Source organism: Solibacillus sp., from assembly GCF_040273735.1.
GTDB lineage: Bacteria > Bacillota > Bacilli > Bacillales_A > Planococcaceae > Solibacillus.
Window position 1 is genome coordinate 87,821 of sequence record NZ_JBELZM010000005.1, and the last position, 24,411, is coordinate 112,231.

At 38.4% G+C, this 24,411-nt stretch carries 27 protein-coding genes and 1 riboswitch; of the genes, 16 read left to right on the forward strand and 11 right to left on the reverse strand.

Going from position 1 to position 24,411, the window contains the following annotated elements; all coding sequences use genetic code 11:
- Positions 1-135: 135 nt before the first annotated feature.
- A complete protein-coding gene (locus tag ABS917_RS07110; protein WP_350478354.1) occupies positions 136-669 on the reverse strand; it encodes a GNAT family N-acetyltransferase in 534 nt (177 codons plus the stop codon).
- A gap of 126 nt (positions 670-795) precedes the next feature.
- Between ABS917_RS07110 and ABS917_RS07115 the strand changes: the two genes are divergently transcribed.
- Both ABS917_RS07115 and ABS917_RS07120 read left to right on the forward strand, forming a co-directional pair.
- Positions 796-1,020, forward strand: coding sequence for a transcriptional regulator (locus ABS917_RS07115; protein WP_350478355.1), 225 nt, complete (start codon positions 796-798; stop codon positions 1,018-1,020).
- A gap of 106 nt (positions 1,021-1,126) precedes the next feature.
- The gene (locus ABS917_RS07120; RefSeq protein ID WP_350478356.1) at positions 1,127-1,261 is read left to right on the forward strand and encodes a hypothetical protein; all 135 of its coding nucleotides are present in this window, start codon (positions 1,127-1,129) and stop codon (positions 1,259-1,261) included.
- Positions 1,262-1,343: 82 nt separating this feature from the next.
- On the opposite strand, the gene ABS917_RS07125 is transcribed toward ABS917_RS07120, so the two are convergent.
- Positions 1,344-2,111 carry a TerC family protein gene (locus tag ABS917_RS07125; protein ID WP_350478357.1) on the reverse strand — a complete coding sequence of 256 codons (768 nt, stop codon included), beginning with the start codon at positions 2,109-2,111 and terminating at the stop codon, positions 1,344-1,346.
- Between the two features lie 299 nt (positions 2,112-2,410).
- Entirely contained in the window at positions 2,411-2,575 is a 165-nt protein-coding gene (locus tag ABS917_RS07130) for an aspartyl-phosphate phosphatase Spo0E family protein (protein ID WP_350478358.1), read from the reverse strand.
- A gap of 326 nt (positions 2,576-2,901) precedes the next feature.
- Between ABS917_RS07130 and ABS917_RS07135 the strand changes: the two genes are divergently transcribed.
- The 6 genes from ABS917_RS07135 (at position 2,902) to ABS917_RS07160 (ending at position 8,468) form a co-directional block, all read left to right on the forward strand.
- Complete coding sequence (locus ABS917_RS07135; RefSeq protein ID WP_008406646.1) at positions 2,902-3,336, forward strand: BrxA/BrxB family bacilliredoxin; 435 nt, start codon at positions 2,902-2,904, stop codon at positions 3,334-3,336.
- Positions 3,324-4,109, forward strand: coding sequence for a class I SAM-dependent methyltransferase (locus ABS917_RS07140; protein WP_350478359.1), 786 nt, complete (start codon positions 3,324-3,326; stop codon positions 4,107-4,109). The genes ABS917_RS07135 and ABS917_RS07140 overlap by 13 nt, the downstream gene beginning before the upstream one ends.
- 103 nt (positions 4,110-4,212) lie before the next feature.
- Positions 4,213-4,536 (forward strand): metal-sensitive transcriptional regulator, encoded by a 324-nt coding sequence (locus tag ABS917_RS07145; protein ID WP_350478360.1) that lies wholly within the window; start codon positions 4,213-4,215, stop codon positions 4,534-4,536.
- A 13-nt stretch (positions 4,537-4,549) separates the two neighbouring features.
- Complete coding sequence (gene copZ / locus ABS917_RS07150) at positions 4,550-4,756, forward strand: copper chaperone CopZ (protein ID WP_251688345.1); 207 nt, start codon at positions 4,550-4,552, stop codon at positions 4,754-4,756.
- Between the two features lie 95 nt (positions 4,757-4,851).
- Positions 4,852-7,245, forward strand: coding sequence for a heavy metal translocating P-type ATPase (locus ABS917_RS07155; protein WP_350478361.1), 2,394 nt, complete (start codon positions 4,852-4,854; stop codon positions 7,243-7,245).
- A 221-nt stretch (positions 7,246-7,466) separates the two neighbouring features.
- Positions 7,467-8,468 (forward strand): NAD(P)/FAD-dependent oxidoreductase, encoded by a 1,002-nt coding sequence (locus ABS917_RS07160; RefSeq protein WP_350478362.1) that lies wholly within the window; start codon positions 7,467-7,469, stop codon positions 8,466-8,468.
- A gap of 160 nt (positions 8,469-8,628) precedes the next feature.
- Here the strand turns inward: ABS917_RS07160 and ABS917_RS07165 are convergent, their stop codons facing one another.
- From ABS917_RS07165 to ABS917_RS07180, 4 genes are all read right to left on the reverse strand, one after another.
- Positions 8,629-10,011 (reverse strand): sensor histidine kinase, encoded by a 1,383-nt coding sequence (locus ABS917_RS07165; RefSeq protein ID WP_350478363.1) that lies wholly within the window; start codon positions 10,009-10,011, stop codon positions 8,629-8,631.
- Positions 10,008-10,688: a response regulator transcription factor gene (locus ABS917_RS07170; RefSeq protein WP_350478364.1), complete on the reverse strand. Its 681-nt coding sequence runs from the start codon at positions 10,686-10,688 to the stop codon at positions 10,008-10,010. Before ABS917_RS07170 ends, ABS917_RS07165 begins: the two co-directional genes overlap by 4 nt.
- A gap of 124 nt (positions 10,689-10,812) precedes the next feature.
- Complete coding sequence (locus ABS917_RS07175) at positions 10,813-11,499, reverse strand: ABC transporter ATP-binding protein (RefSeq protein ID WP_350478365.1); 687 nt, start codon at positions 11,497-11,499, stop codon at positions 10,813-10,815.
- Position 11,500: 1 nt separating this feature from the next.
- Positions 11,501-12,535, reverse strand: coding sequence for an FtsX-like permease family protein (locus ABS917_RS07180; RefSeq protein WP_350478366.1), 1,035 nt, complete (start codon positions 12,533-12,535; stop codon positions 11,501-11,503).
- Positions 12,536-12,903: 368 nt separating this feature from the next.
- Between ABS917_RS07180 and ABS917_RS07185 the strand changes: the two genes are divergently transcribed.
- Together ABS917_RS07185 and ABS917_RS07190 are read left to right on the forward strand one after the other, a co-directional pair.
- Positions 12,904-13,710, forward strand: a complete 807-nt coding sequence (locus tag ABS917_RS07185) for an aldo/keto reductase (RefSeq protein ID WP_350478367.1) — start codon at positions 12,904-12,906, stop codon at positions 13,708-13,710.
- A 253-nt stretch (positions 13,711-13,963) separates the two neighbouring features.
- Positions 13,964-14,359 carry a VOC family protein gene (locus ABS917_RS07190; RefSeq protein ID WP_350478368.1) on the forward strand — a complete coding sequence of 132 codons (396 nt, stop codon included), beginning with the start codon at positions 13,964-13,966 and terminating at the stop codon, positions 14,357-14,359.
- A gap of 99 nt (positions 14,360-14,458) precedes the next feature.
- On the opposite strand, the gene pgeF is transcribed toward ABS917_RS07190, so the two are convergent.
- Positions 14,459-15,220, reverse strand: coding sequence for a peptidoglycan editing factor PgeF (pgeF, locus tag ABS917_RS07195; RefSeq protein WP_350478369.1), 762 nt, complete (start codon positions 15,218-15,220; stop codon positions 14,459-14,461).
- An 88-nt stretch (positions 15,221-15,308) separates the two neighbouring features.
- Between pgeF and ABS917_RS07200 the strand changes: the two genes are divergently transcribed.
- Genes ABS917_RS07200 through ABS917_RS07210 form a run of 3 tightly spaced genes read left to right on the forward strand, consistent with a single transcriptional unit; the run spans position 15,309 to position 16,711 of the window.
- Positions 15,309-15,737 carry an ATPase gene (locus tag ABS917_RS07200; protein WP_350478370.1) on the forward strand — a complete coding sequence of 143 codons (429 nt, stop codon included), beginning with the start codon at positions 15,309-15,311 and terminating at the stop codon, positions 15,735-15,737.
- Positions 15,721-16,392: a DUF771 domain-containing protein gene (locus tag ABS917_RS07205; RefSeq protein ID WP_350478371.1), complete on the forward strand. Its 672-nt coding sequence runs from the start codon at positions 15,721-15,723 to the stop codon at positions 16,390-16,392. Before ABS917_RS07200 ends, ABS917_RS07205 begins: the two co-directional genes overlap by 17 nt.
- Before the next feature lie 16 nt (positions 16,393-16,408).
- Positions 16,409-16,711: a DNA primase gene (locus tag ABS917_RS07210; RefSeq protein ID WP_350478372.1), complete on the forward strand. Its 303-nt coding sequence runs from the start codon at positions 16,409-16,411 to the stop codon at positions 16,709-16,711.
- Positions 16,712-16,763: 52 nt separating this feature from the next.
- Here the strand turns inward: ABS917_RS07210 and aspA are convergent, their stop codons facing one another.
- On the reverse strand, positions 16,764-18,179 hold the full coding sequence (gene aspA / locus ABS917_RS07215; RefSeq protein WP_350478373.1) for an aspartate ammonia-lyase: 1,416 nt from the start codon (positions 18,177-18,179) through the stop codon (positions 16,764-16,766).
- A 234-nt stretch (positions 18,180-18,413) separates the two neighbouring features.
- On the opposite strand from aspA, the gene ABS917_RS07220 reads away from it, so the two are divergent.
- Entirely contained in the window at positions 18,414-18,929 is a 516-nt protein-coding gene (locus tag ABS917_RS07220; RefSeq protein ID WP_350478374.1) for a dehydrogenase, read from the forward strand.
- 321 nt (positions 18,930-19,250) lie between these two features.
- Positions 19,251-19,330, forward strand: a riboswitch (glycine riboswitch).
- Positions 19,331-19,589: 259 nt separating this feature from the next.
- Positions 19,590-20,927: an amino acid permease gene (locus tag ABS917_RS07225; protein WP_350478375.1), complete on the forward strand. Its 1,338-nt coding sequence runs from the start codon at positions 19,590-19,592 to the stop codon at positions 20,925-20,927.
- 212 nt (positions 20,928-21,139) lie between these two features.
- Here the strand turns inward: ABS917_RS07225 and ABS917_RS07230 are convergent, their stop codons facing one another.
- Both ABS917_RS07230 and ABS917_RS07235 read right to left on the reverse strand, forming a co-directional pair.
- Positions 21,140-22,348 carry an MFS transporter gene (locus tag ABS917_RS07230; protein ID WP_350478376.1) on the reverse strand — a complete coding sequence of 403 codons (1,209 nt, stop codon included), beginning with the start codon at positions 22,346-22,348 and terminating at the stop codon, positions 21,140-21,142.
- A gap of 11 nt (positions 22,349-22,359) precedes the next feature.
- A complete protein-coding gene (locus ABS917_RS07235; protein WP_350478377.1) occupies positions 22,360-23,631 on the reverse strand; it encodes a sugar-phosphatase in 1,272 nt (423 codons plus the stop codon).
- 214 nt (positions 23,632-23,845) lie between these two features.
- Between ABS917_RS07235 and ABS917_RS07240 the strand changes: the two genes are divergently transcribed.
- Positions 23,846-24,394, forward strand: a complete 549-nt coding sequence (locus ABS917_RS07240; protein WP_350478378.1) for a GNAT family N-acetyltransferase — start codon at positions 23,846-23,848, stop codon at positions 24,392-24,394.
- Positions 24,395-24,411 lie beyond the last annotated feature (17 nt).

Sequence of the window (24,411 nt, forward strand, 5' to 3'; positions counted from 1 at the left end):
CCTGCTTTTCTATAGGTATGTTCTTTATGGATTGTTTTATATACTTCTACTAAATGCCAATAATGACAACGGTTTAAACGTACAAGGGTTTTGCAAAGTCATCGGTATTTTTGCATCCTCTAACCAAGTCAGCGTTTATTTTACAAAAAAATGTGCATCGCAATAACAAAGAGCTTTGCAACTTGGGCAATCGACTTGATAGGGCTCGAAATAGCGCGGCATATAAATAAATGGTTCAAAGCCCTGTGCTGTAAATTGTCGCTCTGCTGCCCAGCGGTTTGTATCGGATGGAACCCATCCAACCGTAACAATCGTTTTAGCAATCGGCTGTGCGGCTTCGAGATAAGCGCGTACAAGCTTTGTTCCAATCCCTCTTTTCCGTTCGTTTGGATGAACGACAAAATGACTTGTATAATAACTGATGCCTGATCCAATCAGTTCCTTTAACGACTGCAGCTCTTCGTGAAAGTAGGGAAAATCCTTGTTGAAAGCCTTTATTTCATAACCCGCAATATAACCGACAACTTCATCATGCTCATTCACGCATACATAACGAATGCCTCCAGCCTGATCGACGGTAATGTCTGTTTCTGGTTCAAATGGTAAAAAATCATTGAGCAATGCCGCAATTTGCACTGCATATTTCTTTTCATAGGGGTAAATATTCATCGGTGGACCTGCCTTATATTATAGATGGTTGTTATTGTAACATAGTAAAGGGAAATAAGGATATTTTTGATAATTGTAATTTAGGAACACTTGTTCTAAAATGGAGCTAAGAAAGGTGGAAGGGTAATGAAAGAACACTTGCAAAGAGCAATGCAACACAATCAAATATTGGATATTGTGTACATTGCCAAAGATCAGTCAATAACAAAGCGTCGAATAAAAATTATCAAAATGTCCGGAGACCATGTGCAAGCATATTGTTTTTCGCGCCATGCAAAACGAAATTTTATTATAGATAATATCTTAGCTGTACATCCGGTAAATAAAAAAGTAAGAGGGTTACAAGCATAAAATATATGTAACATTATCGAATATATAAAAGTATTATCATTTATTTATTAGTTTTGTGGAATTTTCTGACTATTTATGTTATTATTAAGTATAGGGAGGTGAATAAGTGATGCAAGCTTTAAAAAGAATGGGGGCAACAAACTTCTTTGAAAATATTGTGAAGAGTAAACCAAGGTTAAAGAAATTGAAATGCATGTATATATTAAGAAAGGAAATTTCGGATTATGTTAAAACAAAATAAATAAAGCCCTCCACTTTCAATTGTGGAGGGTTATTTTTTGTCAGAATAAAATGTAGCAATCGGATTAACTATTTCCGAGAAGTTATTCTTTAGAAGATTTTACAGTTTTGCCATTGGATAAAAACCAGCCAGCCAGTGCGATTGAGATTAATATTCCATAAAATATTAGTTTCCACTCAAGGGAGTGGGCAAACTCATAAGAGATGACACCTACATCAGGGTGACTTAAAGTTAATACAGCAAGTTTGACACCAACCCATCCAACTATTACAAAAGCTGCAATCTCTAGTCCTGGTTTAGATTCAAGAAGTTTCACAAAGAAGTTTGCAGCAAACCTCATAATAATTAATCCGATTAATCCCCCTGCAAATATGACAAGGAACTTTCCGCCATCCATGCCGCCAATCTGAGGTAAATCCGTATTAGGCAGCGTCATTGCAAGAGCTACTGCTGCTAAGATTGAATCAACCGCGAATGCTATATCGGCCAATTCGACCTTTATTACCGTACCCCAAAAACCAGACTTTTTCTGTTCTTTTTCTTTTTTTGGTCCTTTATTTTTAAAGTATAGTTTCCTTACGATGTGATTGATCGCTATAAATAATAGATATAGAGCACCAATAGCCTGAACCTGCCATACATCTACAAGAAACGTTATGATAAATAAAGAAGCGAAGCGGAAAATGAAGGCACCTGCAAGACCATAAAATAGAGCCCTTCGCCTTTCTTTTTCAGGTAAATGTTTAACCATAATGGCTAAAACGAGGGCATTATCTGCAGCAAGCAATCCTTCTAAGCCAATTAACAATAATAATACCCAACCATACTCTAGTAACAAAGAGATATCCAAATACATTCCCCCTAACTAAAATCAAAAAATGATAAATATATTAACATTTACGGTGAGTATACCCCCTTTTAAGTTTGATAAGCCTTCATAGGTTATATAAAATCAGTAAATTAGAAAAACGTTCATAGTATTTTCTTTCGATAAAATGGTTTTCTTACGGGAAATAGTAGTGTTAGAAAAAGTAATTTAAACAAAACAGGCACATAGTCCATTGGTAATCAATGAACTATGTACAATGAATAAATCGATATTAACTCAAATTCAATTAGAAGCGAAACAATATGTAATCCTTCATTTAATTAAGCGGCAATATCCGAATACCTATTAAGTAATTCATCCAGTTCCTGACTGCAATTGACAACTTCCGGATGAGTGAATCCTAAATCTTTTGCTTTTTTGTACATAATTTTTCTTTTTGTCTCAATTCGTAGTTTTAGTAGCTTTTTTAATAGTAAAAATTTCATCGATAAATTTCCCTTCAGTAGTAGTTGGTAGATTTAAACTTTTGTTAAAATAAAATAACAACTGTTTCATCCTAACTTATTTCGGATAAGATATGTGTCGAAACATGCTAAAAAAACATAATTCAATAATTTGTAAAAAATAAAAACTTTATACATAAATAGAATACTTTATATTTGACTAAACTTGAAATGTATGAATATTTTGTGGGATCTTGTGAGTGTAAAGACCATTCATAAATCTCTGAAATCCAATTTTTGTACAACTGTTAATAACCTTGCTATAATGAGCGATGTGAATACATATAAACAGAAAGAGGTTATGAAAAATGACAAATGCTTACGATGAATATATGCGTCAAGTGACACAGCCAATGCGTACAGAACTTGAGAGCGCAGGCTTTACACAATTAACAACGGCAGATAGCGTACACGAATTTATGGCTGAAACAAAAGGAACTGCTTTAGTTGTAATCAATTCTGTTTGTGGTTGTGCTGCAGGTCTAGCACGTCCGGCTGCTCGCGAAGCGGTAGCAGATGTGAAACCTGATCAGCTTGTAACAGTATTTGCCGGTCAAGACCCGGAAGCGACTGCAGCAATGCGCGGATACTTTGATGAAGTGCCTCCAAGCTCACCATCAATGGCGGTTTTAAAAGATGGTCAATTAGCTTATTTCATTCCACGTGATCAAATCGAAGGTCATCCAATGGAGCAAATCCGAGATCATTTATCAGATGTGTTAAAACAAGTATGTGCCGAGTAACGATTGTCACAACTGCAGGCAGACCGGACGAGCAATCGCTTCAGTTAGCTGAATTTGCAAGTAAGGAGCTGCAGGCAAAAATTGTACCTCGCCAAAAACGTTCGGTTCGTAAGCTTTGCGAAGTATACGATGCCAATGTCATTGTTGCGGGAAAAAATCGTTTTGAATACTATGCGAAAGGTGCCGAGGCGCCTTTCTTTTTTCATCCAAACTCCGCCGCATTTCGTTTGAAACGAGTCGCTCGCGGTGAAGACGAACCATTACTTACTGCATGTGCACTACAAAAAGGGCATACGTTTTTAGATTGCACCCTTGGTATTGGGGCAGACAGCTTACTGGCTGCTTATGTTGTAGGGGAAAAAGGTAAAGTTATCGGTGTAGAAGCAGATAAAAATGTGTCGTTTATTGTTAAAACAGGGATGCAAACCTATGATACGACTGAACTTCCATTGACGGCATCCATGAGAAATATCGAAGTCGTACATTCCGCAGCTCTGGAATATTTAAAAAAGCAAGAAAATGACAGCTTTGATGTCGTCTATATGGATCCGATGTTCGAGGAAGTCATTGAGGAATCGACTAATTTTGAAGCGCTGCGCTATGCCGGAAAGCACCTGACATTAACTGATGAATGGGTGGCAGAAGCAAAACGCGTGGCGAAAAAGCGCGTCGTGTTAAAGGCACACTATAAATCGGACTGGTTTGAAAAGTACCAGTTTCAGCGTGATATACGATTCACTGCCAAGTTTCATTATGGTGTGTATGAAAAATAAAGACGTTGAAGTTCTCTTCAATTAGGACTTCAACGTTTTATTTAAACTTTACATACCCCTTATAGGTATGGTAATCTGAAATCAAGTAAGGGGGATTGATCGAATGCATGAAAACGATAGTCTAATGGAAACTCATGAAGAAAGCTGTCGTAAAAGTCATCATCCTGAATCGATAAAAAAAGATTTAACGACGAGATTGAATCGGGTCGAAGGGCAAATTCGCGGAATTAAAGGAATGATTGAGAAAGACGTATATTGTGATGATATCATTACACAATTATCGGCAACACAATCGGCTTTAAACAGTGTCGCGAAAATATTGCTTGAGGGTCATTTAAAGGGCTGTGTTGTGGATCGTCTGAATGAAGGCGATACAGAAGTTTTGGATGAACTGGTAGTAACTATTCAAAAAATGATGAAAAAATAAGGAGTGTTCAACTATGGTAAATGTGACGTTAAATGTTAATGGTATGTCTTGCGGTCATTGTGTAAAATCTGTAGAAACTAGTGTTGGCGCATTAGCTGGTGTACAGGAAGTAAAAGTGGATCTTGCTGAGAAAAAGGTATCGGTAGCGTATAACGAAGATGCCGTTACTGTTGAGCAGATCAAAGAAACTATTGATGAACAAGGTTATGACGTTGTTTAGCGACTTAGGTTTACGAATGATTTAGGTTCTCGAAAATAGAGAACCTCTCTTTTTACAAAATTATATACCCCCTTGAGGTATAGAGAGGTGAGAATATGACGAAAGAACTGACGTTGCAAGTAACAGGTATGACGTGTGCGGCATGTTCGGCAAGGATTGAAAAAGGGCTGAACCGGATGGATGGGGTTGAATCGGCGAACGTCAATCTAGCGGTTGAAAAAGCGGCGATTCAATATGATGAAACGGTTATAAAAGCTCAGGATATCGAGCAAAAGATTCAGGCACTCGGCTATGATGTCGTCAAAGAGAAAGCGGACTTCACAATCGATGGAATGACGTGTGCGGCATGTTCAGCGAGAATCGAAAAGGTGCTTGGAAAAATGGACGGAATTGCTTCGGCAAATGTGAACTTGGCGCTGGAAAAAGCGACTGTTGAATTTAACCCGTCACAAGTATCGGTGTCCGATATAATTGCGCGTATCGAAAAAATCGGCTATGGCGCACAGCCAGTTGTTGAAGGAGATCCGGTTGATCATCGGGAAAAAGCAATTCAACGGCAAACGATTAAATTTATCTCGGCTGCCATTTTATCATTGCCGCTGTTATGGACGATGGTTGCCCATTTTTCGTTTACGAGCTTTTTATATGTGCCTGACATTCTTATGAATCCTTGGGTACAGCTAGTATTAGCAACACCTGTTCAATTTATTATTGGCTGGCAATTCTATGTGGGAGCATATAAATCATTGCGCAGTGGTGCTGCGAATATGGATGTGCTCGTTGTGATGGGAACGAGTGCGGCCTATTTCTATAGTATTTATCAAATGCTCGCACATCCTAGCGGTCATATGCCGCACCTGTATTTTGAAACGAGCGCGGTACTTATTACATTAATTTTATTAGGCAAACTGTTTGAAGCGCGTGCAAAAGGCAAATCATCACAGGCAATCAAGCAGTTGATGGGGATGCAGGCGAAATCAGCACTTGTTATCCGTGGTGGCGTCGAGCAGTCTGTACCGCTTGAAGAAGTACGCATTAATGATATTGTGCGAGTGAAGCCAGGTGAAAAAATTCCTGTCGATGGGGAAGTCGTTTCGGGAACTTCAGCAGTGGATGAATCGATGCTGACAGGTGAAAGTTTGCCGGTGGAAAAAAGCATTGGAGATTTCGTTTACGGTGCAACCCTGAATAAAAATGGTGCACTGGAAATGAAGGCATTAAAGGTTGGCAGTGAAACAGCACTGTCACAAATCATAAAAATCGTCGAGTCGGCTCAAGGTTCGAAAGCCCCGATACAGCGTCTTGCCGATAAAATTTCCAATATTTTTGTGCCGATTGTTGTAGGGATTGCCGCTGTGACATTCATATTATGGTGGCTGATCGGCGGAGAATTTATCCAGGCATTTGAGGCGACAATTGCAGTACTTGTTATCGCATGTCCATGTGCGCTCGGCTTGGCAACACCGACTTCGATAATGGCGGGTTCAGGACGTGCTGCACAGCTCGGTATATTATTTAAAGGTGGCGAACATCTTGAACAGACAGGTTTTGTCAATACGATTGTTGTTGATAAAACAGGGACCGTTACAAACGGAAAGCCGGTGCTAACAGATGTTGTACTGTTCAATAATTTTAATGAAGATGATGTGCTTCGCATTGTTGCATCAGCAGAAAAACAATCCGAGCATCCATTGGCAGAAGCAATTGTTGAAGGTGGGTTAGAGCGCGGGATTGAGCTTTCGGCTGTTTCTGGCTTCCAGGCACTTCCTGGGCTTGGCATTGAAGCGCATGTGGATAATACAGAAGTTGCCGTTGGTACGAGAAAGCTGATGCGAGACCAGCAAATTAGTATTGATAAATCGGTTGAACAGCAATTGATTTCATTGGAACAGCAAGGGAAGACTGCAATGCTTGTTGCGATAAACAAAGAATTTGCAGCAATTATCGCCGTTGCGGATACGGTAAAAGAAACATCAGCTGAAGCGGTAAAACGTCTGCATGCGCTTGGCCTGAAAGTCATTATGCTTACAGGAGATAATGAACGTACTGCAAAAGCGATTGCTGCTGAAGTTGGCATTGATGAAGTAATTGCAGAAGTGCTGCCGGAACAAAAGGCACAGCAAATCGAAAACTTGAAGCAACAGGGCCGGAATGTTGCGATGGTTGGTGACGGGATCAATGATGCACCGGCCCTTGCTGTAGCTGATATCGGGATGGCGATCGGTACGGGAACGGATGTGGCGATGGAAGCGGCGGACATTACATTGATTCGCGGGGATCTGAACAGTATTGCCGATGCGATTTTAATGAGCCGTAAAACGATGACAAACATTAAACAAAACCTGTTTTGGGCATTTGCCTATAATGTTATCGGTATTCCGATTGCCGCACTCGGTTTCCTCGCTCCGTGGGTAGCAGGTGCTGCAATGGCTTTCAGTTCCGTTTCGGTTGTGTTAAATGCATTAAGACTGCAGCGTGTGAAATTGTAAATCATCGGATATCCTGGATAAAGAATGCTGATGAGTTTGACGGAAAATGCGCAAGGATGATAATCAGTATTGAATTGAAGTTTAAATTCGATAAGAATATTCCAACATAGAAATACAGCATGTGTTTTAAAAATTATTGTAGTGGAAACGTACATTGGAAGTGTTAAATGCGTTTGAAAATAATAGCACTCTAATTTCTTAAAATGATTGGAGACAATAATATGAAGCAAGATTCAAAGTTATATGATGTCACGATTATCGGTGGAGGTCCTGCAGGAATGTTTACGGCATTCTACGGAGGCATGCGCCAGCTTGAAGTTAAGTTAATTGAAAGTCTGCCACAATTAGGTGGGCAGCTTGCAGCACTTTATCCGGAAAAATATATTTATGATATCGCAGGATTTCCAAAAATCCGTGCAAAGGAGCTCGTAAATAATCTGAAAGAACAAATGTCAGCCTTTGAGCAGGCAATCGTAACTAGTCAAAGTGTTGAAGCCATTGATAAATTGGAAGACGGAACATTTAAGCTGACAACTAACAATGAAATACATTATTCAAAAACAATCATTATTACGGCAGGTCTTGGTGCATTTCAACCAAGAAAGTTGGAAGTTGAAGGAGCCGATTACTACGAGGACAAAAACCTTCATTACTTTATCAACAGTATAAATGAGTTTGAAGGGAAAAATATAGTCATTTTCGGTGGGGGAGATTCAGCTATTGACTGGTCGCTTATGCTTGAGCCAATTGCCAAGAAAGTTACACTTGTTCATAGACGAAATCAGTTCCGAGCACATGAGCACAGTGTTGAAAAACTGTTCAATTCGAGTATTGAAATAAAAACGCCTTACATGCCTGATGGGGTGTTTGGTGATGAAAAGGGCATTAAACAAATTGTCATCCGGAATCAAGAAGGAGAAAAAGAAACACTCGAAGTCGATGACATCATTGTAAATTACGGATTTAAATCCTCTCTGGGTCCAATCAAAGAATGGGGTTTAGAAATCGAGAAGAATTCCATTGTCGTAAACCCTAAAATGGAAACAAATATCGAAGGAATCTATGCTGTTGGTGACGTAACTACATTCGATGGAAAAGTGAAGTTGATTGCAACCGGATTCGGTGAAGCGCCGGTTGCCATTAGTGCAGCGCGGTTGTATATTGACCCAACAGCCAAGAAACATGTACCGCACAGCACGGATCTTTTTAAAGGGGAATTGTAGCGGGTTTATCGGTATGAATGGAATTTTTAACAGGGAAGTGGAGACACAATTCACATATGAATTTGTGTCTCTTTTTTTATTGCTATGTTTAAACTGATACAAATTGTTATTTCCTGTTTTAGGGAAAATGGGGAATTATAGATTGTGACATTTTATACTTTCACTGCATGACAGGCAATTCTACGACAAAGTTGGTTCCACGATTTTCAATACTGTTCACATGGATTAATCCACCATGTAAAGTAACAATGGCAGCCACTATTGATAGTCCCAGTCCTGTCCCGTCAACTGAACGCGTCCGTGCGGTATCTACTCGATAAAAGCGGTCAAAAATTCTTTCTTTCTCTTTATTATTCATTCCTATGCCCGTATCTTCAAAGATTACCAATACCGATTTCCCTTGTTCTTCGATTGATATTTCAATCGTGCCGTTCGGTTTATTATATTTGATGGCGTTGGTTAACAGATTGTCCCAAACCGCATAAAGTAAGGACGGATCTCCGGTGATTTCTACATCCGGTAATGTGAACCCGAGCGTAATCCCTTTTTCACCTATTTGCCACTGATTGTTCCGTACTAGTTCCTTAATCTGTTTTCCGATATTAACTGTTTTTCTTTTCAAAATATCCTCATCGCGATCCAAAGAAGCGAGAAGCAATAATTGTTTCGTTAAAGTAGAGAGTCTTTCGATTTCCGCATTGATGATTAAAATGTAATTAGTTTTATCTTCAGGACTCGTTGAATCACTTTTTAACAGGTTTGTATATCCTTTAATATTGGATAGGGGTGACTGAATATCATGAGAAATGTTTGAAATAAACTCTTTTCTCATTGCATCTAATTGTTCCAGTCTACTGGCCATTCGTAAAAAACTAAGTGAAAGTTCTCCTAATTCATCATGACGGGTAGTATCAAGATCAACATTGTAATTTCCATTTGAGAGCGTTTTAGTTGCGGATGTAAGCTTTGAGATTGGATTAACTAAATATTTTGTAATAAAAATTACCATTATAATGCTCAGCATAATGGTCAAAGCTAGCAGCCACCCGAATAAAATATGCATTTCGTTAAATAGCAGCTTAATATCCGGTCTTAGAAAGAGGGCATACTTTTCCTCGTTATGTGTCAATGGAACACCAATCGTATTCTTTAATTCGTTCGCAAAAAATCCTGTTACAAATGTTTCCTGGGGGAAATTTGATATACCATGAAAAATATTGCCGTTAAGTACTTGTTCTTTAGTTGAATTGGACAAAGTGTTTTCCCTGAAAGGTGCACCAAAATAAAATTCATTTCCTGAATTGTCAACGAGGAAAATTTGATATCCTATTGAAGATATATTTTCAAGATAATCTATGAGGTTTAAATCAGGTTGATTTCCGGTAAATTCAGCGATTTCCAATGCAATTTTAGTGTTTTTTTGGTCATTAAATGGTTTTAATTTTTGCTGATAATACGTATTCGAAATTAAAAAGGCAAATATACCACTAAAAATCATAATTCCAATGGTGAACACAACAAATTTCACATAAAGAGATTTCATTTGCGGTTTGCCTCCAGTGAATAGCCAACCCCACGCACAGTCTTAATATGAAAATCGTCTGTCAATTTAGAAAAACGTTCCCTTAATCTTTTTACATGAACATCTACTGTCCGCTCATCTCCTTCAAAATCTACACCCCAGATGTTTTCTATTAGATGATCTCGAGAAAATACTTGCATAGAATTTGTAGCCAGGAAGTACAGCAGTTCAAATTCCTTTAAGGGTAACAGAATCGTCCGTTCTCCAATCTGAACCTCATAGCTTTTTTTATTTATAGTTGTACTACCTAAATGAATAACAGTTTCATCGGATTGTTTATCATATCGTCGTAGTAAGGCTTCTATTCTAAATTGTAATTCTTTTGGTTCAAACGGCTTGACTAGATAATCATCTGTGCCAGATTTATATCCTTCTTCCTTATCTTCAATTTGATTCTTAGCCGTTAAAAGGATGACTGGAATATCATATTTCTTTCGAATTACCTTTGTTAATGCATACCCATCCATAAAAGGCATCATCACATCGACTACTGCTAAATCACATACTTCTCTATTAAGAACTGCTAATGCTTGAGTCCCGTCCTTTGCTTGAACAACTTTGAATCCTGCCTCGGCTAAATGGATTTTTACAAGCTGTAATATATTGATGTCGTCATCTACGATTAGAATTGTTGTCATTCTTATACTCCTGTTTTATAAAAATTTTTGTCTGCTTTAAACCATATCAAATGAACAGCCATGCAACGTCCAGGCTGTTCATTAATTTCTGCTTATATCGATCCTTCTTTAAAATTTGCAGAACTTACTCTTTACTTTGCAAAACCATTCCATCGCTCATTTTTATCACATGGTCTACATATGAAAGCAATTCTTCATCATGTGTAACCATTAATGTAGCAATATTTAACGTTTTAGTTAACTCTTGAATCAATAACATAACATCTCTAGACTTCCTTGAATCTAGGCTGGCTGTTGGTTCATCTGCGAAAAGAACTTTCGGTTTATGGATAATGGCTCGTGCAATGGCGATCCGTTGTTTTTCCCCACCTGATAAAGAAGAGGGGTAGGCCAGTCTTCTATGATCCATTTCAACGAGTTGCAGAATTTTACGAACTTCAGCCATTTTTGATTGTTTGCTTAAGTTAGATTCAGAAACATCCAGCATCAAAATTAATTGCTCTTCAACAGTGAGAAAAGGAACAAGATGAGCAAACTGAAAGACAAACCCAAATTTACTGGCCCGTATTTTTCGAACCTGTTCAGAACTCATTGCAGTCATATTGTTTCCGTCGAAAATAACTTGCCCATTTGATGGGGGTTGTAATCCAGCAGCTATAGTAAGGAGCGTACTTTTACCGGAACCTGATGCGCCTACTAATGCTGTTATCTCTCCTTCTTTAACAGTAAGGTTAATACCTCTAAGTATTTCTTCTTCTATTTCCCCCGAAGTAAATGTTTTTCTTACATCTTCAATTGAAAATATTGTCATATTAAGCCTCTCCTTGTTGTATCGCATGTAATGGTTCGATTTTTTTGATTTGTATTCCAGAGAGTGTAGCTCCGATAAAACCGATGAATAGGAAAACTAAAGATAATTGTATGGTTGTTTCAAATGTTAAATGGAAAGGCATTCCATCAGGTGCAATCATATTAAATACTTGGCTGAATGAAATGGACAATATAAGAGAAATTATCGTAATGAAAAGCATTTGTGTCCACATAATTTTGAATAACCTGCTTGTTTTCATGCCAATTGCCTTTAAGATACCATATAAACCGACTTTTTGAATGTTCATCATGTAGAAAAAGATGGCAAACAACATGCCGCTAATGACAACTAAAAACCAGACAATCATATTTAAAGACATCTGTTCTGCATTATAGCTTGGAATTGTATTAAGGAAATCCTTGTTCGAAAAAGATTGCAGACCCGTGAATTGTTCTGAAGATTCTCCACCTGGTATGAATAACAATTGCATTTCCATAACTCGATAGATTTCCTTATAGTTCTTCATATTTATATATGCAACAGGGGCATGACTGAATTTCTTCTGATCGACAAAACCCTTAACTTTAAATTCACCACTAAATTGATTATTCGTTAAGACATCTCCAACCTTTATCCCTTTATCCTCCATTGAACGATCTAATATAATTTCCCCATCTTCAACCTTTTCAAATAGCTCTGAATCAGTGGATGTAACAAAGGCAACGCTATGCTGTTTGTCAGTTTCGCTATTTAAAAAACCCATTTGAATTGAGAATGCCAGTGCATCTTTTTGTTTATTTATTATTTCATCCTGTATATCACTGTCTATTTTTGAAAGATTGTAAGTTTCATCTCCCTCTTTATTCATATAAAATTGACCTTCTGGTAAATCTTTGATCAACGAAGCATTGTCTTGCGATAATCCATTCGCCAAACCCGATATTATAAAGGTCAATAAACTGACAAGAAAAATAATTGAACCTAAAATTAAAAATCTTACTTTGTTTTTCTTTATTTCTTTCCATGCAATATTCATTTGTAATTTCCTCCGATCTCTTCTTTACATCCATAGTTTATAGATTGAATATGAACGGGAGATGAACAGTAAATTACATTTCGGGTTCGTTCGAAATATTTACAAATGAACAGTACACAATTATTAGGCACTAGATTATTTAAATTGCGGAAAGTATCAGAATGAAAAAGTACCAGAGAATGGGGAAACAGTATTCAAAGTTAAATCAACAGTCATATCAATAACATGTCCTTACGAAGGAAAACCCGAGGTATAAAGGTATTAGGGCAAATCTTTAATCTCTTCGTACATATTAATTTCTGAAAATTCCATACTTTGTTATAATATAATTAGTAAATAAATAGAGATACTAAGGGAGTGCCAAAACTATGGAATATATCACGCTTAATAATGGAGTAAAAATGCCGATCGTTGGTACTGGTACAAATACGTATGGTAAACAAAATAATGACTATAACGGTGAATTAACAAATGAAATTCCTGAACTTGTATCAGCACTTGAACTGGGATATCGATCAATTGACGCAGCTATTAGTTATAGAAATGAAGAGCTTGTCGGGGGGATTTTAGCTGAAAGCACAGTGCCTCGAAAAGAGTTGTTCATTACGACAAAAGTTCCTGCGAGAGAAGAATATGTTTCTTCAAAGGAATCGACTCGAGCGGCAATCGATAATAGTCTGAAAAACTTTAAAACAGACTATCTGGACCTGCTTCTGATTCATGCCCCGATTGAAGACAAAGAGCAGCTAAAAAACACTTGGGAAGTATTTGAAGAATACTATGAGGCGGGTAAACTTAAAGCAATCGGCGTTTCGAACTTTAAGAAAAATCATCTAGATGAATTGAAAGAATTAGCAAAAGTGAAACCGGCCGTTAATCAAATACAAATTAATTTAAAAGAAAAGAACAAAGAGCTCCTGGATATATTGGAAGAAGAGGGCATTACACCTGTAGCGTGGGGGCCGATGAAAACGGAAGAACATCAAGAGGAAGTGTTGGATGAAATCGGTAAAGCGTATGGTAAATCGGGTGCACAAGTTTTATTGAAATACCAAATCGAGCGCGGTGTAGTCGTTATCCCGAAATCACATAATCGTGAAAACCAGGCAGCAAATCTGGATCTTTTCGGTTTTAAACTGACTGAAGCGGATGTAGAAAAAATTGAAAACCTTTAGTTAATCGCTACGTTTTTAAATCATTTAACCAGGCGCCTCCTATTTTGGGGACGCTTGTTCTGTATCTGCCTTTTTTAAAAGGCCACTTATCAAAATAAAAGCAACCATGCAAAACATTGTAATAAACAGTATGACCATCACGCCCATTCCTGCAAAGCCCTCTGCTTCCACAGGGGAATATTTAGGATTCAAGGGTAAAAGTATAATATTTATAGATTACCGATTATTTGGTAGATAGAAAGGAAGTCATCCATTGTCAAAAGGGCTTATTCATCATATTGAACTGTATGTTTCTGATTTAAAAAGTTCCATCAACTTTTGGGGATGGTTATTAGAAGAATTGGGATATGAATCCTTTCAATCGTGGGAAAGCGGACAGAGTTGGAAAATCGGAGAGACCTATATCGTTTTTGTGCAAGCAGAGGAACGGTATAAGGATGTACCTTATCATAGACGCAGAGTTGGTCTAAACCATTTGGCCTTCCATGCAAGCTCCCGTCAACAAGTAGATGATATGACAAGAAAGTTGGAAAGTAAAGGTATTAATATCCTTTATTCTGATAAACATCCCTATGCAGGAGGGGAAAATTATTACGCTGTATTTTTTGAAGATCCAGATAGAATTAAAGTTGAATTGGTAGCACCATGACCTTGCCTGTTTTGATGTTTTTTCTTCTACATGAAATTAAAAACGGAACGCCTACTGAATTGTAGATGTTCCGTTTTCACATATTCCAAACAAAGAAATCTATTCCTTCCGCATAATAAAGCTCAAATGTCTGCCTGTTGAGCGGTCTTGGCGATGGGAGAATCCATCATCGTCCATAAATGTGCACATACGGTCAACCGTAATATTTTTTTCAGGCACACCTGCAAGCATGCACTGTGTTTTCACGGTTAACTGGTTGTCGATATGGAATTTGCTCGTTTCTTCATTCCAGTACATAAATTCGTCCGCATAGCTGAGTGCTTTGAATTTTTCCTGAACATCGGCGTCCACTTCGAATTTCTCTTGGCTGATTGCTGGCCCGATCATTACTTTCAAATCACGTAAATCGCAATTTTCCTCTTGTTGTAAATGTTGAAGCAACTTTAATGTAATTTCTTTAATCGTCCCTTGCCATCCAGAGTGCACAGCCCCGATGACATTTGTTTTTTCATTATAAAATAAAACAGGCACACAATCTGCGGTAAAGCTTGAGATCACAACGTTCGGTTCGTACGTATACAATGCGTCGGTATCATGAACAGCAGTTGTATTGTCGGTTGCTCCTTTGCCGATTTCCGATTTTTCCACACGGAAGAAGTTGGCACTATGTGTTTGATTGGCGCATACAAACTCTGATAATTCGGTTTGCAGCAGTGAGGCAAGCTGTTGGCGGTTTTCGATAATATCAGCTTCGTTTTTGCAAACATGGAGTGCCATATTGTTGTCCTCGGCTAATGCTGGATCTTTTAATGTAATGCCTAGTACGCGTTTTTCATTATTTTCATAAAATTTTACCTTCATTTTATCACCCCCTGTACTATACCCGTAAATGCAAATTTTGTATAGGCAAATAGTGTTTGGTATAATGATTGGAAATAGGGGGAATGTGATGAAGAGTTGGCAAATCATTTTAACCGGTTTTTTACCTTATGTCATGGCGGTCATGGTTTTTATTGCATTTTCATTGCCTTATATAAATGAATCGATTACATTCGGTACGGCCATGTCCATAATTATTTATGTTTTGCCGATTTATTTTTTTGTCGTGATTCCCTGGTATTATGTGCTGTACTTCATGCGTAAAAATTACAGCAAACGGGCACTTTACTTAACAAGCTTTATTTTTTGTATTCTGCAGCCAATCGTATTCGGATACCTTATGAAAGCACCGGTCGGCAGCGCGTATTTTTTATTTTTTGTATCACCACCGTTTATAGTTGGCATAATGGTTAGTACATTATGTATTAGCATGTTCTACAAAGAAGATTTGCAGCAAACGAAAAATGGAAGGGGAGAGCCGATTGGAATTGACGATTGAATGGCAATACATTACAAAGACAAAGCAGGAAATAACATGGCGAAGTGATGCAATTCCTGCAGCGCATGCCTATACGCTCGTACTGGATATGGAAAATACTGGTCGCACAAAAAATATTGTGATGACAGATGAACATGACTGTACATGGACATTAAAAGAGCTGAAAAAATATTTGAAATCTCTCGAAACAGAACCTACCGAAGTGGAAGTGTATTTCGATGGCGGTTTTAATAGAGAAGAAAAGCTGGCCGGTTTAGGGATTGTTGTCTATTATAAACAGAATGGGAAAAACTATCGCTTGCGGACGAACCAGCTCGCGGAGTATTTAACATCAAACAATGAAGCGGAATATGCTGCATTGAATCTTGCGGTTGAACAGCTTGAGGAAATGGGCGTCCATCACCAGAAAATAAAAGTTTACGGTGATTCTCAAGTCGTTATTAATGAAATGAACGGCGAATGGGCAGTAACCGATAGTGTTTTGACAACATGGGCGGATAAAATCGATGCTAAGCTCCAAAAACTTGGCATTCGACCGGAGTATCAATATATTGACCGCAAGCTAAACGGTGAAGCGGATCAGCTTGCTAATCAGGCACTACAGGAAACCGAAATATACGCGGATATTGATATACGAAAAAGTAAGAAAAGATAAATAAAGGGGGATCTTTATGATTCGTTCTGTTGGCACAGGGAGTTCAAGTTTAAATAATCAGACACGTCCCCGAAATTTACAGCAACAAACTACAGCCTTCCCGAAAATCGGAGAAGAACAAGGTGTCGCACGAGAGCAGGAAAAGGTGCGAACGGATGAGGCTGAAAGAGGACCAATGATGGTTGGGGTCAAACCGAAAGCACAGCTGAAGTCCATTTTTGATGAACCGAATGGTGTCGTGAAGCTTAATGCGGACGGAGATAAGTTAGAAGTCAGCAAGCGTGCAATTTCACTCGCCAAAGAAGTACTCTATATTTAAAGAAAAAAGCTCCGCCGGGAAGATCTCGGCGGAGCTTTCGTTTTAAATTTTATTAATGTTTTTCAAATGCTCGTTCACCAGCAATACCTGGTTGCGTTAATTCGAATGGATTTAAAATAATATCCAACTGCTCAAGCGTGAAATAGTTGTACATTAAGCAAAGTTCGCGTACAGATTTGCCGCTATGCAGTGCTTCACGTGCAATTTGACTTGAACGCTCATAGCCTAAATGTGGAGCCAGTGCTGTAATTACTCCGATTGAACGTTCTACATAATCATGCAGTCGCGCTTCATTTGCTTCAATATGATCAAGACAGTATTTTGTAAATACTGTAAAGCCGTTTGTCATAATTTCAATCGACTGAAGCAGATTAAATACTAGAACTGGTTCCATTACATTCAGCTCAAATTGTCCTGCTTCTGAAGCAAGTGATATTGTCACGTCATTACCGATTACTTGGAATGCGATTTGGTTAATGACTTCCGGCATAACAGGATTTACTTTACCTGGCATAATAGAAGAACCTGGTTGACGCTCCGGTAAGCGGATTTCTGCAAATCCGGCTTTTGGACCTGATGCCATTAAGCGTAAGTCATTACAGATTTTTGACATATTCATCATTGCGATTTTTAACATTGATGATACTTCTGCATACGTATCGGTGTTTTGTGTACCGTCAATTAAATTGTCAACTTTTATGAACGGGAAACCACTGTAAGTCGCGATGTTTTCTACTGCCAATTTCATATATTCAGGGTCCGCATTCAGGCCTGTCCCGATTGCAGTTGCACCGATATTGATTTGCAGCATTGTTTGCTGCGCTTTTTTGATTCGAGCAATATCACGGGAAACAACGGCAGCGTATGCACCGAATTCCTGGCCTAAACGAACTGGTACAGCATCTTGTAAATGCGTACGACCCATTTTAACGATTGAATCGAATTCTACTGATTTTCTGATAAAGCTATCACGCATCATTTCCATCGCCATAATTAAATTATTTAACGTAGAAACTGTTGCAATATGAATAGCCGATGGGAATGCATCATTTGTTGACTGCGCCATATTGACATGGCTGTTAGGACTAATGATTGAATAAGTACCTTTTTCTTCCCCTAAAATTTCCAGTGCACGGTTTGCAATTACTTCATTGGCATTCATGTTCATTGAAGTGCCTGCTCCGCCCTGAATTGGATCTACAACGAACTGGTCATGTAATAGTCCTGAAATAATGTCATCTGATGCTTGTGCAATTGCATTAGCAATTACTGGATCCAATTTGCCGATATCGGCATTTGCAAGTGCCGAACTTTTCTTTACGATGGCAAATGCACGAATTAATTCAGGGTGCATTGTCATTTTAGTAATCGGGAAATTTTCTAATGCACGAGTTGTTTGAACGCCGTAATAAACGTCCTTTGGAATTTCTAATGTGCCTAAAAAGTCTTTTTCAATACGTGTACTCATCTGTACAAACCCTCCAAGAGAATGGTGTAATAGTTGGATAAACAACTACATTATACGCCATATAATGATAAAAGCTTACTTGCTGAATTATTAGTTTATTTGATTTTCTCAAGTAAGTTTAAATTAACCAATATTAACAAATATAATGAGGGCTATTTTGTAACTTTTTGATTTTTTAAACGACTAATAAGGAAAGGAATGAGGTGGTTGATATTGAAGAGGTGGCTAAGTTACATGTTGGTCGTGGGGATGATCTTGGTCCTTGCAGCATGTAATATGAAAGAAAACGAAACATCATCCGATTCAACTGAACCCGTGCAGGAAGAAAATAATGAGAATAAAGTAGAATATGAATTACTGTTTCATTTGGATTCGATACCTCCTGAGGTTGGTACGAGTATTTCAATCGTGCAGGATGAAAAGCTTTATACTACTTGGGCAGAGATTTTTGGTTTTGAATCGGTTCCACCTGTCGATTTTGAAAAAGAGGAAGTACTGTTTGTCACAGGATATTCAGATGGCTGTGGAAGAGAAATTGAAGAAATCGAAAAAGATGGGGATACTTTAGTCATTACCTTAAACTATCCGGAAAATATTCGAAGCGAGAAAGACATCGCCTGCACAGAAATAGCTTTAGACAATACTTATGTTGTCAAAATGAAAAAGACAGACACAACAAAAGGTAAGCTGATTGATATCAATCGGACAACATATGAAGAAGATTCGACGGTTCAGGAAAAACTGCATTAAACGAATACAGTAATACGAGGGGCTACCAATTCCTCTATATGAATATTACACTGAAAATATCGAATTTTCGGTGTAATATTTTTTTGGTCATAAATTTTCTGCAAATAGAAAACATTATGTTGGGAATAAGGTTAAATTGCTATTTACATAATAACAGGCTACGTTTATCCATTGTAAGACGGGCAAAAAATTGGTAATATGAATTATCGTACAATAATAGTATTGAACGCGAACTATAGAAAACTGGAAGATGCCAGGGAACTATAGGCAACTAATTGCATACATATCAAGCGTTGATCGCCGTGGATAAAACTACTGGCGGGAGCAGTTTCTGGAGAGAGCGCGATAATTCGCGTCGCCGAAGGGTTCATAATCTCAGGCAAAAGGACAGAAGAGTAATGAGAGATGCTTCTCTTTAACATTAGGTGTGAGAAAAATACCCTTTGTTTCATGAAAAGCCCTCGATAGATGTCACAGATTTTTTGAAATCTGGACGCGATTTCGCAGAGGCGAGATCGATTATTCTTACAAACAGGGACTGGCGCATAATCAGTCCCTGTTTTAATTTTCCAGAAAAAATTACTTGATGGACCGCGGTGAAGTACTTATTATTTTGCGCTGTGTAAACAGACAAAATACTTATCCTTTGGAGGAATCGTTTTGGAACAACAAGAATTAAAGCGCGACCTGAAAAATCGCCACGTTCAGTTAATAGCGATTGGAGGAACAATCGGAACGGGGTTGTTTTTAGGGTCAGGTAAAGCGATCTCACTTGCAGGACCTTCTATTATCTTTGCATACTTAATCGTTGGAATCGCACTATTTTTCGTAATGCGTGCACTTGGCGAATTGCTTTTATCAAAAGGCGGCTATGCATCATTTACCGAGTTCGCCACTGAATACCTAGGGGATTGGGCAGGCTATATTACCGGCTGGACATACTGGTTCTGCTGGATTATGACGGCAATGGCGGATATTATCGCTGTCGGTATGTACACGCAGTACTGGTTCGACATCCCGCAATGGGTACCGGCTATCGCATGTTTAGTAGTCTTACTTATTCTGAATTTATTGACGGTCAAACTTTTCGGAGAGCTGGAGTTTTGGTTTGCGTTAATTAAAATCATCACAATTGTTGCGTTGATTGCGATAGGCATTGTATTGTTGATCATTGGTTTTGAGACTGATACAGGCAAGGTTGCTGTCTCGAATTTATGGGAGCATGGCGGATTGTTCCCGAATGGTACATTTGGATTTTTAATGGCATTCCAAATGGTTGTCTTTGCATTCGTTGGGGTTGAATTAGTAGGGGTTGCTGCTGCTGAAACGGCAAACCCGCAAAAGAATATCCCATCTGCTATTAATAAAATTCCCGTTCGTATTCTGCTGTTTTATGTAGGGGCATTATTTGTAATTTTAACAATCAACCCTTGGGATACATTAAGTGCAGCAAGCTCGCCATTCGTTCAGGTTTTCGCATTGGTAGGAATTCCAATTGCAGCAGGTTTGATTAACTTTGTTGTGCTGACATCAGCTGCTTCTGCAGGAAATAGCGGAATGTTCTCAACGAGCCGTATGCTGTTCAGTTTAAGTAGTAATAAACAAGCACCGAAAGCTTACGGTAAGTTAAACAAAAATGCGGTGCCGCAAAATGGTCTGTTATTTTCTGCGGTTGTAGTATCGATTGGTGCATTGCTTAGCTATTTCATGCCGGACGATGCATTCAGTATCGTGACAACAATTAGTGCGATTTGTTTTATTTGGGTTTGGAGCATTATTCTGATTTCGCATATCATTTACAAAAAGCGTCATCCAGAATTACATAAATCTTCAATTTTCAAAGCACCTTTAACACCATTCGTTAACTATTTAATATTAGCATTCTTCCTGTTTTTACTAATCATTATGGCTATTTCCGAGTCTACGAGAACTTCGCTGCTGTTAACACCGTTATGGTTTTTACTGCTGTTTGTTCTTTATAAGGTTCGAAAGAAATAAATGTAAAACCGGGTTTCCATCGAGGAAGCCCGGTCTTTTCTATTAGTTTATTTTTCGCAAAAATTGGCTTCTTGCTTCTGAGAAGATTTTATTGTCACAGGAATCACAGGAAAATTTGCCGCTCATATTCCGTTTGTAGTTCCGGTATTTTACTGTTCCTTCTATTAATAAAAAAGGTTTTTTACAGCAGTAGCAAATGGTTTCGTAGGTTATCAAGTTAGCTCCTCCTTTGCAAACAATGGTTTGTTGTTTAACAGATGGAAATAAACGATACATGCGATGACAACACCGATTAAAGCGAAGATGCTTGTTGTCAGTTGAATCGTGTAGATTTCCGCCAAAAATCCGATAATCAAAGTTAAAGTGATCTGCATCACACTTTCGATCAGTCCAAGTGAACTGCCGAACCGTCCCATCAATTCAGTCGGGATTGTTTGCTGGTAAAATGTCGCGTAGCCCGTATTGCTGAATGCCATAAACAGTCCGAGCAAAATAAAGGCAGCGACCGCAATCATTAAATTATGTGAAAAGTAAAATATAAAGTAGGAAAGTAAGGTACATGTAAATCCAAGGCCGATGTACGAAACGAGTGACAGCTTCTTCACGAATCGGACAGCCAAATAGCCACCGACAATGGCACCGATTCCTGTGATTCCTACAATGATGCCGTATACCGAATCCGTCACTTTATGAAAGTCTTTTAAAAACGACATTTCCTGGGAATCAAGTGAAAAGCAAATCATCAGCGCTGTTGAATATAAAACGAAGAATTTCAACAGCGTTTTGCGTTGCGAGATAAATTTCCAGACAGTAATAAAATCATCTCGAATAACAGCAAGTGTGAGTACAGATGATTGAGTGGCCGACTTGATCTCTGGATTTGGCAGCAAATACATCATGTATGAGCTAAACAAAAGCATAAACCCATTCACCCACATCGCAGTGGCAGTACTGCTCATGGCGATAATGGCACCACTTAAAGCAGGGCCAATCATAAAGCTCCCTGAACCGAGCATGCTGTTGATGGCATTAAAACGCAAGCGATCATTTGGCAAAACGAGTTTTGTAATCATAAATGTGCTGCTCGGATTGGCAAAACAGACTGCAATATTTGCCAAAAAGATCAAACTGTAGATGAGCCAAATTTCCGAGAGCAATGGCATCATACAAACGATACCTGCGCGGAAAACATCACAAACAATCAAGATGATTCTTTTATTGGTTCTATCTACGATGGAGCCCGCAAAAAAACTGCACAAAATGCGGGCAATCGGACCGATAATATAGATGCCCGCAACCGCTGCCGGTGACTCGGTTAAATGCCAGACCGATAGATTGAGCGCAATCAAGTAAATCCAACTTCCCAGTTTGGATGCGCCAAACCCGAACCACAAATAAAAATACTCTTTTCTTAACTCCAAATCATCACCCCTTAGCTGCTCATTCTCTGCCGTATTTTTTCACTTGCATATAGTGCCTGCCTAAAGCAGTAGCTCGCCTGTTTATAGGCATGGAGCTGCTCATAAAACTGTGCCCATAATGGAGCATAGAACAGAATCAGCGAATAATACTGTTGTTCGTTGAAATGCGGAAAAGCTTCATCCTCCAGCAATTTCAATCCGCGGATCGTATGTGCAGATTCAACCGCATACTGCAATAGTCTGCGCTGATAAATATGATGGGGTACAGAAAATTGATGTTCTTCATAACGTTTTAATAGTATTTCCAGCTGTTTGAAATCCTTCTGCGCAAAGCATGTGCGCATCCAGTTAATTGCTGAATGCAGGTCTTCATCGTAGTTATTTGCCGTTTTATAATGTTTGGACGCTTCTGGAAAGTTTTCCTGGCATTCGTAACAATACGCGATATTGTTATGCAATGAGCTCCATTGCATCGGTGTTTGGATTGAAGGTACACTTTCAAGCAAATTTAGCCCTGCTTCAAACTCCTTGAGAGCTTTCTGGAATCGATGTGAATCATTGAAAATCACACCTTTCATGGAGAATAGCTTCAACTGAAACAACGGTTTATACTGATGGATGAAAAACTGCTGTGCCAGTTCAATATGTTCCAGTGCCTTTTGTAACTTGTAGCTACGGTGATTTGCAAAAGCAATATGATAATGATAGTTGGCCAGTTCGAATGGGTGAGCATTGGATAGAAATTGCGCAAATTGACTGTCTTCTTCTTTGTTAGACAACTGTTCAAATTCCTGAAAAGAAAGATGGCCGAAAGTCGTAATGGCTACGAATAGTTGAGTGACCCGGTCTTTTTTCCAGCTGACGAACGGCTCGATTTCATTAAGTATTGTTCTCGCCACATCATCTTCTTTTTTCGAGTAAAGGAAACGAGCATACACGAGCTTTGCCATCAGCTGCTGTTCAAACGGCTGCTCTTCGGTTTGCATAGCGGTTAATTGTTCAATTTCACCTACAGTAAACTCGGCATTCGACAATAATTTTTCATATAACTGCTCCAAAAAAGTGGTTTGGCTTTTCAGTTGTTGTTTGAGCTTGTTGAAATCGATGCCCAAGTTTTCAAACAGCTGCTCATACATCGAATGCTCTGCGATAACGATCCCGTTTTCAATCCGGCTTAAATATGAAGGGGTACAAATACCGAATGCAACGTCATCCTGTTTTTGCTTCTTTTTTTGACGATAATATTTTAATAGCTTCCCCCAAGCTTTTTCATTGTTTTCCATAAAAACACCTCATAGATAGTTTACCAAAATACTAAACAGGAATATTGCGAATTTTCTTTAAAAAGTGCACAATTAACGTTACGAAAATGATAAACTTACACAAATCATTAAAGGTTTACATATTTTAATTGCATATTCTGAAATAGCTCTATATGATAAGAAAATAAAAAAGGGTTTATTGTTTTAAATGGGAGCTTAGATTGGAGAGATAGTAATGTTCTTTTATGAAGTAGATAATGAAATTCAATTAAAATTAATCACACAAAATGATGCTGAAGAAATCTTTGCTTTCATTGACCGTTCACGCGATTATTTACGTGAATGGCTTGGATGGGTAGATAATACAAAAACTGTTGAAGATACACGCGATTTTGCCGGAATGAATCTAGAAAAATTCGCAAAACGTGAAGGCCTTGATACAGCGATTTTTTATAAAGGGCAATTTGTCGGGAAAGTATCGATTAATACGATTAACTGGTCTCTGAAAAAATGCGAAATCGGCTATTTTTTAGATGAAGAATATCAAGGGGAAGGCATTATGACACGTGCTGTGAAAGGTATTATTGATATCGCCTTCAATGAATATAAGCTTGGTAAAGTCGAAATTCATGCTGCTGTTAATAATACGAAAAGTCGTCATATTGCAGAGCGCCTTGGTTTTATGCATGAAGGGACAATCCGTCAGGCGGAATGGCTGTACAATCACTATGTCGATCATGCGGTTTATGGTCTTTTAAAAGACGAATGGGTTGGGGAATATTAATAACTGGTTTCGCCTCA